The organism is Lishizhenia tianjinensis (genome assembly GCF_900116425.1).
Taxonomy (GTDB): Bacteria; Bacteroidota; Bacteroidia; order Flavobacteriales_D; family Crocinitomicaceae; genus Lishizhenia; species Lishizhenia tianjinensis.
Genome location: NZ_FPAS01000001.1, coordinates 695,424 through 713,997, shown reverse-complemented (window position 1 = coordinate 713,997; position 18,574 = coordinate 695,424). Strand labels below are relative to the sequence as shown.

The 18,574-nt window shown below is 36.6% G+C and carries 13 protein-coding genes and 1 tRNA gene; 11 read left to right on the top strand and 3 right to left on the bottom strand.

Features of this window, described 5'->3' with window-relative positions; translation table 11 throughout:
- The first annotated feature begins 58 nt into the window (after positions 1-58).
- The 4 genes from radC to BM327_RS03455 are packed head-to-tail and all read left to right on the top strand — an operon-like array spanning position 59 to position 4,164.
- Entirely contained in the window at positions 59-745 is a 687-nt protein-coding gene (radC, locus tag BM327_RS03470) for a RadC family protein (RefSeq protein ID WP_090247602.1), read from the top strand.
- A 50-nt stretch (positions 746-795) separates the two neighbouring features.
- Positions 796-1,941: a non-hydrolyzing UDP-N-acetylglucosamine 2-epimerase gene (wecB, locus tag BM327_RS03465; protein WP_090246371.1), complete on the top strand. Its 1,146-nt coding sequence runs from the start codon at positions 796-798 to the stop codon at positions 1,939-1,941.
- Positions 1,938-3,233: a polysaccharide deacetylase family protein gene (locus BM327_RS03460; protein ID WP_090246368.1), complete on the top strand. Its 1,296-nt coding sequence runs from the start codon at positions 1,938-1,940 to the stop codon at positions 3,231-3,233. Before wecB ends, BM327_RS03460 begins: the two co-directional genes overlap by 4 nt.
- Positions 3,226-4,164 (top strand): GSCFA domain-containing protein, encoded by a 939-nt coding sequence (locus BM327_RS03455; protein ID WP_090246365.1) that lies wholly within the window; start codon positions 3,226-3,228, stop codon positions 4,162-4,164. The genes BM327_RS03460 and BM327_RS03455 overlap by 8 nt, the downstream gene beginning before the upstream one ends.
- Before the next feature lie 74 nt (positions 4,165-4,238).
- Here BM327_RS03455 and BM327_RS03450 read toward each other — a convergent pair whose 3' ends face one another.
- Positions 4,239-7,868 (bottom strand): TraB/GumN family protein, encoded by a 3,630-nt coding sequence (locus BM327_RS03450; RefSeq protein WP_090246362.1) that lies wholly within the window; start codon positions 7,866-7,868, stop codon positions 4,239-4,241.
- Positions 7,869-8,114: 246 nt separating this feature from the next.
- On the opposite strand from BM327_RS03450, the gene BM327_RS03445 reads away from it, so the two are divergent.
- The 4 genes from BM327_RS03445 (at position 8,115) to BM327_RS03430 (ending at position 11,622) form a co-directional block, all read left to right on the top strand.
- Positions 8,115-8,189 (top strand) — tRNA-Pro (locus tag BM327_RS03445).
- 57 nt (positions 8,190-8,246) lie between these two features.
- A complete protein-coding gene (locus BM327_RS03440) occupies positions 8,247-9,179 on the top strand; it encodes a M23 family metallopeptidase (protein WP_090246359.1) in 933 nt (310 codons plus the stop codon).
- A 171-nt stretch (positions 9,180-9,350) separates the two neighbouring features.
- Positions 9,351-11,234 (top strand): sensor histidine kinase, encoded by a 1,884-nt coding sequence (locus BM327_RS03435; RefSeq protein WP_170853656.1) that lies wholly within the window; start codon positions 9,351-9,353, stop codon positions 11,232-11,234.
- A complete protein-coding gene (locus BM327_RS03430; RefSeq protein WP_090246352.1) occupies positions 11,218-11,622 on the top strand; it encodes a response regulator in 405 nt (134 codons plus the stop codon). The genes BM327_RS03435 and BM327_RS03430 overlap by 17 nt, the downstream gene beginning before the upstream one ends.
- On the opposite strand, the gene BM327_RS03425 is transcribed toward BM327_RS03430, so the two are convergent.
- Positions 11,619-12,515 (bottom strand): DMT family transporter, encoded by an 897-nt coding sequence (locus BM327_RS03425; protein ID WP_090246349.1) that lies wholly within the window; start codon positions 12,513-12,515, stop codon positions 11,619-11,621. The two genes, BM327_RS03430 and BM327_RS03425, sit on opposite strands and share 4 nt — an antisense overlap.
- Positions 12,516-12,571: 56 nt before the next feature.
- Here BM327_RS03425 and BM327_RS03420 point away from each other — a divergent pair, with 56 nt between their 5' ends.
- The gene (locus BM327_RS03420) at positions 12,572-14,341 is read left to right on the top strand and encodes a MutS-related protein (RefSeq protein WP_090246347.1); all 1,770 of its coding nucleotides are present in this window, start codon (positions 12,572-12,574) and stop codon (positions 14,339-14,341) included.
- A gap of 19 nt (positions 14,342-14,360) precedes the next feature.
- On the top strand, positions 14,361-15,602 hold the full coding sequence (gene pepT, locus BM327_RS03415) for a peptidase T (RefSeq protein WP_090246344.1): 1,242 nt from the start codon (positions 14,361-14,363) through the stop codon (positions 15,600-15,602).
- 44 nt (positions 15,603-15,646) lie between these two features.
- On the opposite strand, the gene BM327_RS03410 is transcribed toward pepT, so the two are convergent.
- Positions 15,647-16,675, bottom strand: coding sequence for a glycoside hydrolase family 113 (locus BM327_RS03410; protein ID WP_090246341.1), 1,029 nt, complete (start codon positions 16,673-16,675; stop codon positions 15,647-15,649).
- A 59-nt stretch (positions 16,676-16,734) separates the two neighbouring features.
- On the opposite strand from BM327_RS03410, the gene BM327_RS03405 reads away from it, so the two are divergent.
- Positions 16,735-18,573 carry an erythromycin esterase family protein gene (locus BM327_RS03405; protein ID WP_090246338.1) on the top strand — a complete coding sequence of 613 codons (1,839 nt, stop codon included), beginning with the start codon at positions 16,735-16,737 and terminating at the stop codon, positions 18,571-18,573.
- The last annotated feature ends 1 nt before the right edge of the window (position 18,574 follow it).

Sequence of the window (18,574 nt, the reverse complement as noted above, 5' to 3'; positions counted from 1 at the left end):
GAAGGACCTCTTTTTTTGTGTTTTAAATTTTCGTAACTTCTGGTCAAAATCAACCCCCATGGAAAACCTAACGATAAAACACTGGGCCGAAGATGATAGGCCCAGAGAAAAAATGATGCTTAAAGGCCGAGGTGTACTGAGCAATGCTGAACTCATTGCCATACTCATAGGTTCAGGATCTCGTCAAAAAAGCGCCGTTGAATTGGCCCAAGAAATTCTTACTTTTTCTCACAATTGTTTGCACCAACTCTCTAAACTGAGCATAGAAGAACTCATGCGTTTTAAAGGAATAGGAGAGGCCAAAGCCATAAACATATTAGCAGCCCTAGAATTGGGTAGGCGCCGTAAAAGTGATGAGAAAGTAGAGCTTGTTCAAATCGACAGTAGTAGGGTGGCCTATGATTTATTTGCACCCTATCTCATGGATTTAGAACACGAAGAATTTTATGTGATGGCCTTAAATCGTTCCAACCGCGTTTTAAAAATTCAATGCGTCTCAAAAGGAGGTAAGAATGGAACCATAGCAGATGGTAAAATCATTTTCAAATTCTTGGTAGACCAAAATGCTACCGGTGCCATTTTCGCACACAATCACCCTTCTGGAAATTTAGATCCGAGTCATGAAGATATACGTATGACCAAAAGGTTTGTGGAATTTGGAAAACTCATAGACCTCGAGTTAATAGACCACATAATAGTGGCTGGAGATAGCTATACTTCTATGATGGATAATGGGATGATATAATTGCGTTGAGTACTTCCGTTTATCCTAGATTTCCTTATTTTTGGTCACGTATGAAAAAGAAAGTAGTTACAATTATAGGGGCGCGACCGCAGATTATTAAATCTTCAGCTATTAATAGAGCGGTACGAGAAAAGTTTGCAGATCAATTAGAAGAAATTATTGTACACACCGGGCAGCATTACGACGAGAATATGTCTGATGTTTTTTTCGGTGAAATGAATATTGCAGCTCCTAACTACAACTTGGCCATAGGTTCTGGATCTCATGGGGTTCAAACAGCAGAAATGTTAAAGGGTATAGAGGAGATTTTAATAAAAGAAGCTCCAGATGCTCTTTTGGTTTATGGTGATACAAACTCCACTCTTGCCGGAGCTACTGCTGCCAGTAAGATGGGAATTCCTGTAATCCACGTAGAAGCTGGTTTGCGATCTTACAACAAGGCCATGCCAGAAGAAATAAACCGCGTAGTTTGTGATCATTTATCTACTTTGTTGTTTTCTCCTACCGATAGTGGTGTGGAAAATTTGGTGAAAGAAGGTTTTGATGTAGAAGCTTCTGCTCCCTACAACGCAGATAACCCTAAGGTGTTTAAATGTGGTGATGTAATGTATGACAATAGCATGTATTTTGCAGAATTAGCGAAAGAAAAAGCTACTGTTTTGAAAGAACATAATTTAGTACCTGGTACTTTTGTTTTGTGTACTATACACCGCCCTTCAAATACAGACAGTCCAGAACGATTAACTGCAATTTTCGAAGCTTTACTGGAGGTGGCTCACCATGGAAAGGAAGTGGTTTTACCTTTACATCCAAGAACCAAGAAAATGTTGGCTACAAGCCTCAGACCTGATGTATTGAAGGAGGTAGAGAATACAGCGACATTAAAAATTATTGACCCAGTTTCTTTCTTTAATATCACCGCTTTGGAACAAAACTGTTTGTTTGTTATTACAGATAGTGGAGGTCTACAAAAAGAAGCCTTTTTCTTCAATAAACCTTGTGTAGTTTTAAGAAAAGAAACCGAATGGGTGGAGATTGTTGAAAATGGAAACGCAGTTTTGGCGGATGCAGATAGAGAAAAAATAAAGGAAGCAGCGTTTCGTTTTATTAAGGGGGTAGATATGGATTTCCCTTCTTTTTATGGAGATGGACATGCAGCAGAATTTATTTGTAAGGAAATAATCGCGTTGAATTGATAACTATATATTCGGATAGTATAACCGAGCGTTTGCTCTTTACTTTGGCCTTTATTTTTGAAGATAGAGGTGTGGAGTATGAAGTGATTAACGATTTTAAAAAGTATGAGTCTTTAGAAGGACCTAAAATCTGTTACTCCCATTATCCGGATGCCGATGGTTTTCAAATTTACCCGGCCAAACTCTTGTTAGAAGAGGACGTAGATTATCACATTGAAGAAAAAATAGAATATGTAGAATGGGAAGGTGTTCAGGTATTTGCCTTCGAAAGAATTCCGGATATCTGGGCTTCCATATTTTACTTTATTTCAGACTATACCAATCAAATTAATAAAGAGAGAGATGAACACAACAGAGCCTTGGGTTCACTCTCTTTAGCGGCTCAATACCAACTTAACGACAAGTTAATTGCAGAGCGATGGTGTGAGGCTTTTTTAGATATACTCCTTCGCAATGGATTTGAATTTGAAGTCAAGAAATTACCTTTTCGTTGGATACCCAGTTTTGATATAGATAACACCTTTGCATACAAGCTAAAGGATGGTTTGCGCTCTTATTTGAGTCGAGTTAAAGACCTTATCAAGCAAGATAGAAGAAGAAAAATAGAACGTCAATACGTCTTAAGTGGTGATAAGAAAGACCCTTATGATACCTTTGATTACATTGTGGGCTTAAAGGAGCACGGACTTCAACCTATTGTGTTTTATTTGCTGGGAGATTACGGAAAGTACGATAGAAATATAGCTTGGAATGATGTAAGGCATCAACGACATATACGCAACTTAAGTAGAGAAGTAGATGTTTATTTGCACCCGAGTTATAAGAGTAATTATGATTTCTCTCAGTTGCAAGAAGAAAAGCGCCGTTTAGAGTCTATAATTCTTAAAGAGGTAGAAAGCTCCAGACAACATTTCTTAAAACTAGTGGTACCAACTACCTATAATCAAATGATGAAGGCCGGTTTTAAGGATGACTATTCTACCGGCTATGCAGATTTGTACGGATTTAGATTGGGAACAGCCCGACCAGTTCATTTCTTTGATTTAAAGAAGAATTACCAAACTGAGTTGAAGTTGCATAGTATTGCCTATATGGATGGAACCTTGAATCAATACCTTGGATTTACTATACCTGAGGCCAAATTAGTTGTTCAACAATTGTTTGAAGAATGTAAGCGTTACGGAGGAGATTTTATCTCGCTTTGGCACAATGAAACGCTTGGTGATTACGGCATTTGGAAGGGGTGGAGAGAAGTACATGATTTAATGATAGAATTGAATAAAGATGCGTAAAACGGAGGTAAAAGCCTTAAAGAACAAGCTTAGTTTGGATTACGATTCGAAATGCGTTTTTGTAGGAAGTTGTTTTTCAGAAAACATAGCCGAGCGCATGCGTAACTGTGGATTCAATGTAGTAAATAATCCCTTAGGTGTTTTGTTCAATCCTATTTCCGTAGCCCATGTTTTAACCAACCCCAGCGAAATTCTAAAGGAGAGTTCTTTTCTGCAAAAAGACAATATTCATTTGAATTGGCATGCAAACTCTAAAGTTTATGGTGCCAATGGTTTGGAGAGCTTTCAGGAAGAAGTAACCAAGCTACTAGAAGATTTTAACCAGAATTTGGCATCAGCAGATGTACTGTTCATAACCTTTGGAAGTTCTTTTGTCTACAAGTATAAAGCGACGCAAACTCGTGTGGCAAATTGTCATAAAGTAGTGCAAAGTGAATTTGAAAAGGAACTTTTAACTGTGGATGAAATGCTTGTAGTTTGGAGACGAGTATTAGCGGTTTTAAAAGAACAAAATCCAAGGCTTAGGATAGTGTTTACGGTTAGTCCTGTGCGCCATATAAAAGATGGTTTGATAGAAAACAATAGAAGTAAGGCACGTTTGTTTGAACTTGTTACAGCCTTAGAGCACGAAGACTGTACTTATTTCCCAGCCTATGAATTGGTTATGGATGAATGCCGTGACTATGCCTATTTTGAAGCGGATGGAGTTCACCCAAATGCATTTGCGGTTCAGAGAGTATGGGAGTACTTTTTCGAAACTTACTTTTCTAAAGACACACAAAAAACGATGCAACAGTATCTTAGCTTTAAACACTTTTTTGCCCACAAAGCCTTGCATCCAGAGAGTGATGAACATATTTCTATTGTGCAAAAACAAGAAGGGAAATTTAAAGACTTTTTAGAGAATCATCCCAATATAAAACATCAGTAGTACTTCGTAGTATTAGCAAAATAAAAAAGCCCCTCGAATAAACTTCGGGGGGCTTTTTGTTGCATTGTTGTTTGTTAATAGTAACCGTAGTATCTCGAATTTTCTTCCAATTCACTTGATGCTCTTGGGTGATCTTTTAATTCGAAAGCTTCAATTAATTTACTCAATTGTTTGTCCAATTCTACCGTTTCTAAAAGTTTTCTAGATTCAGTATACACAGGGAAAGCTTTTACGCCATTGGTGTTTTTAACCTCTACTTGGTCTTTTTCCTTTTTGTTTTCAAAATTGGCAATGGTGTAAGACTTGATGTACCATTCATCTTTGTTCCATCCTGTTTTCTCTGATGTTTTAAAGAAGTAAGTGGAGTAAGATTTACCTTCAAATTCAAAATCTCTTTTTTCTAAAAAGGCGATGGTATCGTTTTCTGGTTTGTATTCGTTGTTCTTGTAAACGTAAGACTCCAAAATCGACCTTTGATTTTTGTATTCTTCAGGGAATAAATCCAATCGATTTACTTCCATCAACGCCTGGTACAAGTTGTAACGCTTGTTGATGTCTTTTGCAAATTCTTGTATTAATTCTTGATCAACTTCATCGTTGTATTTTGCCTGAAGTCCTATGTAAGTTGTAATCACTCTATCATCTTCTAAACTCAATAGACGTTCAAAAAACGCTTTCATATTCTTTTCATTTCTGAAAGGGAAGAGCAAGACTATGTATTGTTCTAATTCAGAAAGTTCGCGTTTTGACGAAGTATTTGAACTGTAAGAGTTGTATCCTCCATAACCGCTGTAATAAGAATTGTTGTTGTTATTGTTCTTTTTAGCCAGTTGTCTTTTCAACTCAATACGTGCGTCATTTAGAATTTGATTTCTGTACTTCTTAACACTTTTGGTTTTCATTATTCCTTCCGTTCTAAGATCTGTGAGCAAACCAAAAATTGGCTTTCTGTATTCATCTATAGATTGGTAGTCCATTAAACTAGGGAAAAGTTCTGCAGCCAACTCTAAGGTGTCGTAATAAGAAGAGAACACGTAGTTAATACCTGATGAGTAAGCAGATAAAGGAATATCATTGCTCAACAATTCCATCATTTGTTCCGTAGCTCCTTTTGTTCGTTGTCTTGCAAAGAACCTTAAGATGTCGGTTTGAATTTCAGAGTTTTCGTACGACTTGTTGTATAAATCAACCAAATAAGGTATTACGGTTTCATCTTCTTCCCAGAAAGAACCAATTCTGTAAATGAATTTCTCTTTTAAGAATTTTTTATCATCCGGGAAATCAAAATGATCTACAAAGGCTTTTAAAGAATCTATGTCTTCTTTGGTGAAAATTAAACTGCCATAAGAATCTAAAACTATAGAGTCGTTTGCTCTTAAAGCTGCGAAAAATTCATCCGTTTTATCTTCGAAGATATCTCTACCTATTAAAGTGTCTGCAGGTTTAAAGTTATTGAAGAACTCATCAATAAATTTGTTGCTCGCAAAAGAAGTGTCTATAGTAGCTTCTAGTCTATACTTCACCCCATGCTTAATTACATTTTTCACCTTGATGGCTTTACTACATGCAGTGTCTGAGATTATCATAACGTGGTAAGGGTTACCGTGTTCTATACCTCTTTCTTTAAAACTTATAATGTAGTCATCTTCATACCTTCTTTCGTAATAATTCCACAAACTATCTGCATTGTAGAACATTTCGAAATCGTGGTAACGCAACATGTTTACGTTAATCTTATCACCATTTTCTGTGATGTACCTGTTAGACTTATAAAATTCTTCGTAAGGTTTCTTCTTGTCATCGTCATCGGCAAAACGGTTTAAATTGGTATTCGATTTTTTCGACATATCTAAGAAAGAAACCGTAGAAAAGTGAACAAAGGTATCCACTACAGGTTTGTAAGCTCCCTCGTATTGAACTGGTGCTAATTTGAAGCTGTTAAAAAAGTTTTCTGCTGTTTGGTCATTTTTAGTTTTGATCCCAACCAAGTAGAAATACATACCTTGTTTGAGCGTCATTAAATGCAACTTTACATCAGAAGCACTATCTACTTGAGCACTTGAACGTAAGGTTCTACTGTATCTTAACGTACCAAAGTCACCATAATTGGCGTCTCCGTAAACTTCTAAATCTTCATAAAAACGTTTTTGTATTTGTTTCAATTCGAAGGTGTCTACTTCAAACAAGCGGGTATCATTTAATTGAACGCGTTTCATAAAGTAGTAATCGTTTGTTGCGGCATTGTGCGCTTCCATTTCTCGGTTACCCGCTTTCTTCATGTTCACAAAACTGTAGTTTTCTGGCACTTCGAAAGAGAAGTCTTTGTATGCACTGTTTATGGTAACCATCTTATTATCTTCGATGTTCTTGAATTTCAAGCTCGCAAATAATTGATCTCCATATTGCTGTGCAAAGGTCTTTTTACCCGATAGTTTGAAGATGATCACTTCCATCGGTGTTACAAACATTTGGTAATGCTGGTAGTCGCCGTTCTTTAATTTGTTTTTCACTTCAATTCCAGACCATGGTCCGTTAGTGATGTCTTTTTTAGACTCTATATCTCCAGGTATATTTTCGAAAAGCAAATCACGGATTACTTCCAAATCTATGTTTTGGTCGTCCTTTAAAAATTGTTTAGTGCTAATTCTTGTTATCGTAATAAATGAACCATTGGTTAAGTCCGTTGAAATATAGTTCGTGGTATTTTCTTGACTCCCTAAGTTAAACAGTTTGTCAGGAAGATTGATGGTAAAGTACTCATCATCTACCGTTTGGGGCGTATAGTTTTGTGCTATAAATAACTCCTCAAGTTTTTCTTGCTCGTTTTCGGCCACTTCTGTTCTTTCAGAAGTATAGGCTTTTACGGTGTAACCTAAATCTCTTAAAAGTTTAATTACTCCTTCTTCACCAGGTAGGTGAGCGGCACCTATTGCAGAGAATACAGATCCTTTTTTCATGATGCTGTCCATTACTTCCACCATGTTGTGATTACGCTTGTAGAGCATGTAATCCATGTAATGATCTGTATGTAAACCTCTGTCTAAAGAATCTAGTAAACTAATATTACGGGTACGATACGCCTCTTGCATAATGCTGTAGTAGTTATCGTCTACCAATAATTTCTGCAGCCATACCTCAGGTTTATCTTTTCTCGAGTTTTCAGAGGCTATGTCAACCAACATTTGTGACTCGTCTAAATCTTCTAAAGCAACAATGGTCTTGTTTTGTTTTTTACCCGCTTGGTAAATGAACATGTCCAGGTAAGTGTCCTCTTGAAAGTCTTGCATCTGACTGCTCGAACGGTAAAGAATACCGTTTAATAGGTTGTTGTCAAAAGACATTAAGTTACCTACTAATTCCTTTTTTGGATTGTCTACAGAAAAACCGTCTTTATAGAAACCCGATTGGCGATATCCCCATGGACTGTAATAGTTGGAGTAGTAACCATCTTCATTATAATGTTCTAACCAGGTAGAAGGATCTGTTTCCAAAGCCACCATATCGGCTCCGTTCAAGGCTTTAAAAAATACATCGTCTAGTCGGAAGGCAATTTTAGCACTCACGTGCATGGTTCCATAGAGATAAGAGTTCTTTTCTAGTCCATTACCAGAAATTTCCCAGAGTAAACTTTTTTCTGAAGGAAGTTCCTGTGCGCCTACACCCAAGGATAGAAAAGAAACAAAAGCGATAAGTTTTAATTTCATTTTAGCAGTTATTTAAAGAATTTGATCGATTCATAGAGCTAGTCTCTAACTCCATAATACTAGTTTCATTAAATGTAACAAAGGATTTCTATTCTAAGCAGCTTTTCTGGCCTGAAAAAGGTCATTTGTGGATTAATGTGAAGTTTTCTTGAAAACTTTTGCAGTTTTTAACACATTTTTGTTGAGCATAATTTTCGGCTCTATTTGTAAAAGGGGAAAAGGAAGTTATATTTGCAAGCTATAATTCGGGATGTAGCTTAGTCCGGTTAAAGTGCGCGTCTGGGGGGCGCGAGATCGGAGGTTCGAATCCTCTCATCCCGACTACTGTTTTATTGCAATGATGATGTCCGGTAAATTCGGACATTTTTTCTTTTTGATATGAAGACGAAATTATTTCTACTGTTAGCATGTATAGCTCCAGCCGCTTTGTGGGCACAAAATATAATGGACACCATTAAATCTGAAAATGGAGATGTTGTAATTTACGATGATAGAACTTGGGAATACCTAGAAGATCTAAATTTCGACGGTGTTTTAAATGACGAAATTTACAGCATGTTCTGTGAAGATTCTCTGTACAATTTTGTGCAAACGTGGGATAATGAAGTGTGTTATACTTCTAACAAAAAGAATGATCCTTCTAAAATTAAAGATACAGTTTGGACCTGTGTGTTAGATTCTTCTTACAATACTTTTGTAATGCCATTCGATGGTAAAATTACTTCTCGTTACGGATATAGGAGAGGACGTTACCACAATGGTATTGACATAGATTTAGTTACCGGTGATACTGTTTATGCTGCCTTTGATGGAAAAGTAAGATATGCAAAATACAACCCAGAAGGATTTGGGAATTTGGTAATTATACGTCACTACAACGGCTTGGAAACCTTCTATGCCCATTTATCGAAACACTTGGTTGCTCCAAATACTTGGGTGAAAGCAGGAGACCCTATAGGTTTAGGTGGAAACACTGGGCATTCCTACGGTTCGCACTTACACTTTGAGGTAAGGTTTTTTGACGCGCCAATGAACCCTGAGGAAATCATAGACTTTAAGAATAAAGTGGTTAGAGATCAGAACTTATTTATTTATGGTTCTTTGTTTAGACCAGGAGCAGAGCCTTCCTTCTTGGCGGATTCTGATTTAAATATTAATGGGGAGGCAAAGAAATATCACAAAATTAGATCTGGAGATACGCTCGGACATTTAGCCAGTAAATACCACACTTCTGTAAGCGCCTTGTGTAGGTTAAACGGTATTCGTCCGACAACTACTTTGAAGATAGGAAGAACCTTGCGCGTTAAGTAAGGGCTTCATTTTCTTCTACTTTACTTTTTTTCATTAAAACATTCAACTTATTGAATAATTGAACTAAATTTAGTTGCTATCACGTATTCGGGTTTAATGACTAAATTGGGTTTTATTGAAATTGTTCAAAAAATAGTATTGCGCCTAAGTATATACTATTCTCTTTTTATCATGTTAGCATGGTGGTTTGAATGGAATGGGGTGATTACTCTTATTTCCGAAACAGCTACCATGAAATTCAATACTGCCCTGTGCTTTGCACTGGTTGGAGGGGCTATTTTTTACAGAAGAAAAAAGGTTCTTTCCAACGTCTACGGGGTATTGGTGGTATTAATAGGAGCTTACACTTGTTTGGAGTGGTACATAAGTTTACCTTCTATTGACACCCTAATTGTGCACGACCATTTAAGTGCACAATTCCAAGGAAGAATGTCGATTTTTACAGCAACGAACTTCATAGGATTAGGTAGCGCCATATTAATTTCTCAGAATGTAAAAGCGAAATGGCGTTGGGCAGCACAGTTATTTTTATTGGTCGTTTTTGTAACTTCTCTTTTAGTACTTATTAGTTTTTTACTCAATAGTCCTTTAGGAAAGTCAATTAGTTATATAGATACCTTGTCGTTTGAAACCTCTTTACTGTTTCTTCTGCAAACTGTAATCATTTTCTCCTTGTCCGAAAAAATTGGCATTGCCAAAGTGTTTTTGGGAGAGTTAGAAGGAAGTGTTGTGTTCAGAAAAATGGTTATACCCGTTGTTTTTATTCCGGTTATACTTAGTTATGTTTTTATTTTACTTATACGTAAACACGAATTAAGTACCAGTGAAGTACTCGTTCTCTATACGGTCATAATTTCTACTGTAGGGTTGGTAACCGCACTTATATTGGCATACTTGCTTAACGTTAACAATTTAAAGAAGAACGAATTAATTGAAAAGGTAGACACGTCTCATTTAGAGCTGAAAACTTACAAGGATGCTCTGGATCAAATTGCCATGGTGATCCTTGTAGATAAGCAGGGAATTGTTCAGGAGGTAAATCAGAAATTCACAGAAATAACAGGTGTTTACGAAGAAGATGCCTTGAATAATTATTTGGTCAAATTACTTCCTTCAGGTAAGGATGATAAACGTTTTTTTACACCAGAATGGACAGAAAAATATAGTGATAGAATTTGGGAGGGTGAACGTGCAAATGTTACGAGATCAGGTAGGAAAATTTGGACACAGAATTTTATCATTCCCTTTAAGAATAAAGAAAATGAAACGCATCAATACCTTATTATTAAGCAAGATATAACCCGAAGAAAAGAGATTGAAATTGAACAACAAGAGGATTATATCAAGAAACTAGAACAGAAAAATAAAGAGTTAGAACAATTTACCTACATAGCCTCACATGATCTTCAAGAACCTTTGAGAACGGTTACAGGATTAGTGAATCTGTTAAAGAAAAAATACAGTAGTAATTTTGATGAGATGGGCTTGAAGTCTATGGATTTCATGACTCAGGCTACAGCGCGTATGAAAGACCTTATTAAGGCGCTTTTGGATTACAGTAGAATAGGTACAAGTTTGACGCTGGAAAAGGTAAACCTAAATGATTTATTAAGTCAGCTGAGTAATGACTTGCAACAATTATTGACCGAGAATAAAGCAAAGTTAATTGTACATGATTTACCTACCTTATCTTGTTACAAGACGAACGTTTCGCTGGTTTTTCAGAATTTAATTTCTAATTCTGTGAAATTTAGAAAGGAAGGTGTTGATCCTGTGATAGAAATAAGCGCTAGAAAATTGAAAAATGAATGGGAATTCACCGTTCAGGATAATGGAATTGGAATAAAACCGGAGCATAGTAAGAAAATATTTACTATTTTCCAGCGATTACATTTAAATAACGAGTACGAAGGAACGGGTATAGGCTTGGCACACTGTGAGAAAATTGTGAATTTACACAGAGGTAGAATCTGGGTAGAAAACAATGGGGAACCAGGTAGTTGCTTCAAATTTACCCTCTCAACTTTAACACATTTATATGAAAAAGAAAGTTAATTGTATTTTGTTGATCGACGATGATGAACCAACAAATTACCTCCACCAGATCTTGTTAGAAGACATGGATATCGCCGATGAAATTATTGCCATGCAAAATGCAGAGGAGGCCTTGGAATTTTTGAAATCTGAAGAAGAAGGAGAACATCCTCAGCCTGACATCATATTTCTAGATATCAATATGCCCGTTATGAATGGTTGGGAGTTTTTAGAAGAGTACAATAAACTTCCAATAAGTCAGAAAGGAAAACATGTAATGATCATGTTGACAACCTCTGTAAATCCAGATGATAAGCACAAGGCAAATCAAGATGGAATAGTTCAAGATTTTATCAATAAGCCCCTAGAAGAAAGTGTTGTAAGGAAAATTGTTGGTGAGTTTTTCTAAGCTTTTTTAGCCTTTTTAAGCATGGTGTTACCGAGTATTCCAATGAGTACTATGGTAATACCCAAATAGGCGTAAAAGGAGATGAATTCTCCAAAAATGAACATACCTACCATTAAAGCATAAATACTTCCTAGATATTTAAAGGGCATTACTGTGGCAGCCGGACCGTAATGCAAGGCTTTGGTCATAAAGATTTGAGCAAATTGTGTAAATACACCTATGATCAATAAGATAAACCATTCTATCCCCACAGGTACAACAAATTCAAAAAAGGAGAGTACTAACATGATGGGAAACGCAACCATGGGGAAATAAATGACCACGTTGATAGGGCTATCTGTCTCCTTACATTTAATAATCGCCAAGTAAGCCACTCCAGCACTTAATGCAGAGAAAATTCCAAGTCCTACCCAAATTGGGTCAATTTCACTTACCTTGGTATTGCTGCTAAGGTATTTAGAGATTCCTATAATAAACACACCCGTTAAAGCAATTAAACTAAACAACCATTGTTTTTTGGTAACCTTTTCTTTAAGAAAAAGATAGGTAAAGAAAACCGTGAAAACTGGTGATAAGTATTGAACAGTTACGGCAATGGCTATGGGCAGGTGATTGAGGGTGTAAAAGAAACTCGTTAATGCTGTAACACCACAAATACCGCGTATAATTAACCATTTTTTATTCACTCCAAAAACCGGTAGATTTTTTCGTTTTATTATCGCATAGCTAATGATTAAGGAGATAATAGAACGGAAAAGAACGATTTCATGTACAGGGTAGACTTGTAGACCTGGAAGTAAGGCATCAGATCCTGCTCCAAGTGTTTTTACGAAAACATTTACGATTAAAAACATTAATCCTGAGAGGACGATGTATAGTATTCCTTTGTTCATTTGGCCGCAAAGGTAACTTGCTGAGTTGATATTCTCTTTTATCTTTGGAAATAAAAGTGTCGCCCAAACAATATTACCAAGAAAGAATAACCTTTCTACAAGAAAAACTAGCCCTACTTCAAAAGCAAGCCAACCGCTATGTAGCGTTAAGGTTACTGTTCTTTTTGGCCATTCCTTTTTGTATTTATTTCTTCTTTAACACTTTGTACTTGGCCGTTTTAAGTGCTCTATTTTGTTTTGGAATATTCCTTTACGTGGTTAGAAAAAGCATAGATGTTAAAACGCATATCAAGTTCAACACCGCTTTGGTTCAAATCAATACTGATGAATTAAAAGTTCTAGAAGGTGATTTTAGCGCCTTTGATAATGGAGAACAGTTCAAAAATCCACAGCATCCTTTTACGTATGACATGGATTTTTTTGGAACAAAAAGTATCTATCAATATTTAAATAGAGCCGTATCTGTAAAAGGAAAGGCCTTGCTTGCCCATCAATTGAGTGAAGGAGTGGAACAGGTTGAGGAGTATCATGCTGCTACGGAAGCACTTTTAAATGAACTTACTTGGACACAGGAATTTAGAGCAAAAGGTAAGATAGACGAAGGGAAGGATGAAATATACATAGACACCTGGTCTAAGGAGGAGCTTAAGCTTCCTAAATGGGTAAATGTTTCCAGAATAGTTTTTCCCATCATTGCTGTGTTGGCTTTGCTGGCTAAAATTCTAGAAAGAATTTCAGATAGTAGCTTCATGCTCGTTTTAATGTTTTGTTTGCTGCCGGTTGGACTTTTATTGAAAAGAACGAACGAACAAGCCAGTAAACTTTCTAAAATTCAAGGCAGGTTAGATGCGTTGCGCGGACAGTTAACCTTAATGCGAGAATTGAAAGCTTCTAGCGCGTTGATAGATAATGCCAAGTCAAAATTATTTGAAGGCAATCACAGTGCTGATCACGCATTGGAACAACTTAAGAAAACCCTCGAACGCTTTGATTTGCGCATGAATTTTATGGTTTCTATTGTCTTTAACATGTTTGGTGCTTATGATTTGCAAATGATGCATAGTCTGCACAAATGGAAGCAAAATTATGCCACACATATAGGTGAATGGGAAGCAGAACTTCTACAAATGGAGGTACTCATCTCACAAATGAATTTCCGCTATAATTATTCAGACCAACTTTGTTACCCGAAACTCTTGAATAACCCACATGCGGAGATAAAGGTACAGGCTATTGGTCATCCCTTTTTATTAAGTGGCGCTATGGTGAGTAATGACTTTGGACTCAAAGAAAAAGAGCAGTTTGTGATTATCACAGGTCCAAATATGGCGGGAAAATCAACCTTTTTGCGTAGTGTGGGTGTGAACCTAGCTATGGCAAAAGCGGGATTTGCTGTGGTGGCACAAGAATTTGAATTCCCTAACCTTAAGTTGTATTCAAGTATGCGAACGGCTGATAATTTAACCGAAGAAAGTTCATATTTCCATGCAGAATTGATACGTTTGCGTTTTATAGTGGATGCTATTGATAGGGGGGAGAAAATCTTTATTGTTTTGGATGAGATTTTAAAAGGAACCAACAGTAAGGACAAAGAAGAAGGTTCTGCTAAATTCTTAAAAAAGCTGATTGTTTTAAACACAAAAGGAATTATTGCAACCCATGATTTGTCGCTTACAACCCTAGCAGATGCTGATGACAGAATAAAGAATCAATATTTTGACAGCATCATAGCAGGAGATAATATTAGTTTTAGTTACACCATACATGATGGGGTGGTGAAAAACATGAATGCAAGTTTCTTGCTCGAACAAATGAAATTAGTTTAATACAGCATAAATAATATATATGGATACGATAGGAGTAGCAGAGCGTTTAATGAAATACGTTCAAGTAGATACAGAGGCAGATCCGACGTCAGAAACTTTCCCTTCTACAATGAAGCAAAAAGATTTGGCAGAGATTTTAGTTCAAGAATTAAAAGATCTTGGAATTGAAGATGCCTATATGGATGAGTGGGGATATGTGTTTGCAACCATTCCTTCAAATACCACGAAGAAAGTACCTACCATTTGTTTTTGTGCACATATGGACACTGCTCCAGATGTTACAGGGAAAAATGTAAAACCTATTCTACACAAAAATTACGATGGATCACCTATCGTTTTACCAGACGATAATTCTCAGGTTATCACTACAGATAGACATCCTTATTTAAAGGAGAAAATTGGAGATGATTTAATTACAGCGAGTGGGTTAACTTTATTGGGAGCGGATGATAAGGCAGGAGTTGCTTGTATCATGGATTTTGCAGAGCACTTGATGAAAGATCCATCTGTGGTTCACGGAGATATACGTATTTTATTTACACCAGACGAAGAAGTGGGTAGAGGTGTGGATAAATTAGACATGGATAAATTGAATGCAGATTACGGTTATACTTTAGATGGTGGAGTTCTTGGGAGTATAGAAGACGAAAGTTTCTCTGCAGATGCTGTAACCGTGAAAATTCAAGGTATTAGTGCTCACCCAGGTTACGCCAAGAATAAAATGGTGAATGCCTTGAAGTTGGCAAGTGAATTTATCGATGCTTTACCAAAAGATGCTTGGTCTCCTGAAACTACTTCAGGTAGAGAAGGATTTGTGCATCCTGTTGCTGTAAATGGAGCCATGGAAGAATGTACAGTTCAATTCATTATAAGAGACCACGAAACTTCTAAATTGGCCGAATATGAAGCGCGCTTAGAAGCAATAGTTAAGGAGGTTGTAGAGAAATACGCTGGATGTTCGTATACTTTTGAAGTTAAGGAACAATACAGAAATATGAAGGAAGTATTGAAAACGGTTCCTTTTGTTACCAACTATGCAATCGAAGCGATGGAAAATGTTGGAGTTACTCCTAAAAATGTAATTATCCGTGGAGGTACTGATGGAAGCCGATTGTCTTTCATGGGATTACCTTGTCCAAACATCTTTACAGGAGAAATGGCCATTCACTCAAGACACGAATATGTAAGTGTTCAAGACATGGAGAAGGCTGTAGCTACCATGAAAGAATTGGTTCAAATCTGGGAAAGAAACGCAGAATAATTAATTTTAAAATAAACAGAAATAGCCATGTCCTTAGGATGTGGCTATTTTTTTTGCAATTGCTTAAAAACCTCTAAACTTGGCTTTCCCTGTGGTGTATAGCCATCTTTACTTTGGGGTAAACCGTGTGAGTTGGGGTACCACTTCCATAAAAAACCTCCTGCAAACCAATCTTGGTGGTAAACACTTTGAAAGTAACTCCTGTAGGCATTGGTTTGGTTACTGAGGTTTACTTTTTCTTGGTGATCATGTTTCCAAGGCTCGTGTGCATTTTTTTCTATGGATCTGTATCCCCATTCGGTAAAAAGGACTTTTTTGTTGACACGTTTAGAGAGTTCAGATAATGATTTGCACCATTTCTCCCAACCTTCATTTAGGTTATCTACACTTGGTTTATCTGCAGAACTCAAAGGATAATAAGCATCGCTTCCTATGTAATCTAAGGATTGCCAGAAGTGAACTTTTTCTACTTGATCCCAGTTTTCTGCGTAAGTTAATTTTCCAGAATATATAGCTTTGACGCTGTCTATTATTCCTGTCCAATATTGAGGACGCTGCGCCACAAAGTTAGCGAGTTCAGTGCCTATACAAAAGATGTCTATCCCACAAGAATCAGCGATATGGGCCATTTGAAAAATGTACTTGCTGTAGTCGTTCTCAAATTGTTGCCATTCAGTATCGGAGTTGAAATGGATGTGACCGGTAAATAGATCATGTCCCCACAACTGTGGTTTTAGCATCACTTTTAAACCTTGACCTTGCGCAGATTGAATGGCTTTCACCACACCAAGTGGTTTTTCACTTTCCCACTGAAAAGGAGCATTATAGATGATTTGAGCATTGTTTTTTCGAACAAAGGCAAAGGGTGAAACGGCCACCCAATTAAAATTGTATTCCACCAAAGGAGCAAAATCCTCCTCCTCCAAATAAGATTTTGGAGATACCATGCTTATTCCATTTACTTTTTCTTCGGAATAGGATAGGGACTTAACTTCTCTCTTACTCGCTATTTTACCCGAGTCTGAACAAGACAAAAAAATCAAAAGGCCAAAGAAATAAAATAACTTATTCATAGTTTCTATAGGTAAGAATACTCCTTAATTATTGGTATTTTCACTAAAAATAAGCTTTAATGAAGAATGTTGCTCTTATACTTTCGCTTTTCGTCGCAAGTTTAACTTTTGCTCAGGAAGTTGAAGGATTGCAAAAAATCCAATTAGATTCTAGCGCTCAATACGATGGATTCGAAGTCTTTGATGACTATGTGGGTGATAAACGTATGGTTTTTAGTGGAGAAAATCATAGGTATTCCTTTTCCAATAACTCTTTGAAGTACAAACAAGCTATGTACTTGTACGACAAAGGATTTCGCTATCTCACCATAGAATTAGGGGAGGGAATAGGTTATTTGTGTAACGAGTACATTCACACAGGCGACGAGCAATTGTTGAAGCTATTGTTTCGTTCAGATAATTATGAGGGCTATCCCATGTATTGGTTGTTGGAGCGTTTAAAGAACTTTAACCAAGGGAAAGAAGAAGCCAATCAAATCAAAATGGTAGGGTTGGATTACACAAGATATCCAACGTATTCCCTAGATGCTATGGCCTATATACTCGAAAAAAATAACCTGCAAGATTCTTTGCCAATTTACTATGAGGATATACGCGTAATTGCCAATGCTCAGGATTCTGAAGATGAATATGGTTTTCAAGAAGGTACCCGTAGAATTGAAACCTTTGATATCACCGCTAATTTTAAAAGTTACACCAACAAACTTTTTCAACTCTCTGTGAAGAAGCTTTTGTTAGAATATGCGCAAGATAGAAAGGAATTTCAACGACTATTGCCTGAGGATGAATTTAAGAAATTTGATTTTCTAATGCATGAAATAGATATCACCTTAGATTGGTATAGGGGTGATGGAATGACCTATCAAATTCATACCGGTAGAGAAAGACATTTGGCCCAAAAAGCCAAGGATATTCTTAAGTCAGATAGCACAGCAAAGATTAGCGGACAATTTGGTCGTTGTCATATACGCAACGATGAATTTTCATTTCCGTGTTACAGCATAGATTTAGATTCCTTTGTTCGCCGTATTCAAAAGGATAGTTTGTATGAGAAGGAAGTTGCTATCATTCCTATAATTTATTTAAACGAAGATGATGTTGCACTGCATGAAAACACAACTGTTCGCAAATTAAAACATGTCTTAGAGAAAGGAAATATTTACATTTATCAAACTAAGGCCGAACTTTTGGAATACAAAGAGGAGGAGAAGAAGCCAAAATTCTATTACATCAATACTATGAATGTGATGGAGGATAAACTCTTTAGTAATAAAGAAAGTAAGGATGAGCTACTCAAAGATTACAAGGATAATTTTGAAGAAGTGTCCATTTTAGAAATGTCTGTTTCTCAACGCATGGTTAATTATAAAAACTTGAACAATGATTTGGGATTCAATTTTATAACATCCAATAATCCGAGTTTAAGTCTGGGGTATTTTTATAGCACGGGAACCAATCACATTAATTTTAGGTTTAATTATACTCTTCCTGTAGAGGCATCTTTAGATAGTGCGAGTTATAAGTATACCCAATGGAGTGTTTCAGAAAATATAGGATTTAATTCCATTTTTGTAAAGAACTTTTCTTTGTATCATGGTCTCAAGTTAGAGGCAGGACAAGCCAAATTGCGCGAGGAATTGGTAGTAGGAAAAGATGAGTTTTTATATGGTTTTGACACAGAGAAAAGAACCTACAAGAATCCTTTTTTTAATTTGGGCTTAACCACAGGGTTTCACCTTAAGTTTTTCCCAGTCACCTTATTTTTAGAAGCTTCCTACATGGTAGATGTTACGCAAAAGAAATGGCGAAATAGAAGCATTATCAGTCAAAGTTCTGAGTTAAGTTTTTCAGGTTTAGAACTAAGAGCAGGTTTGGCCTTTTACTTAAGAGAGAATTAAG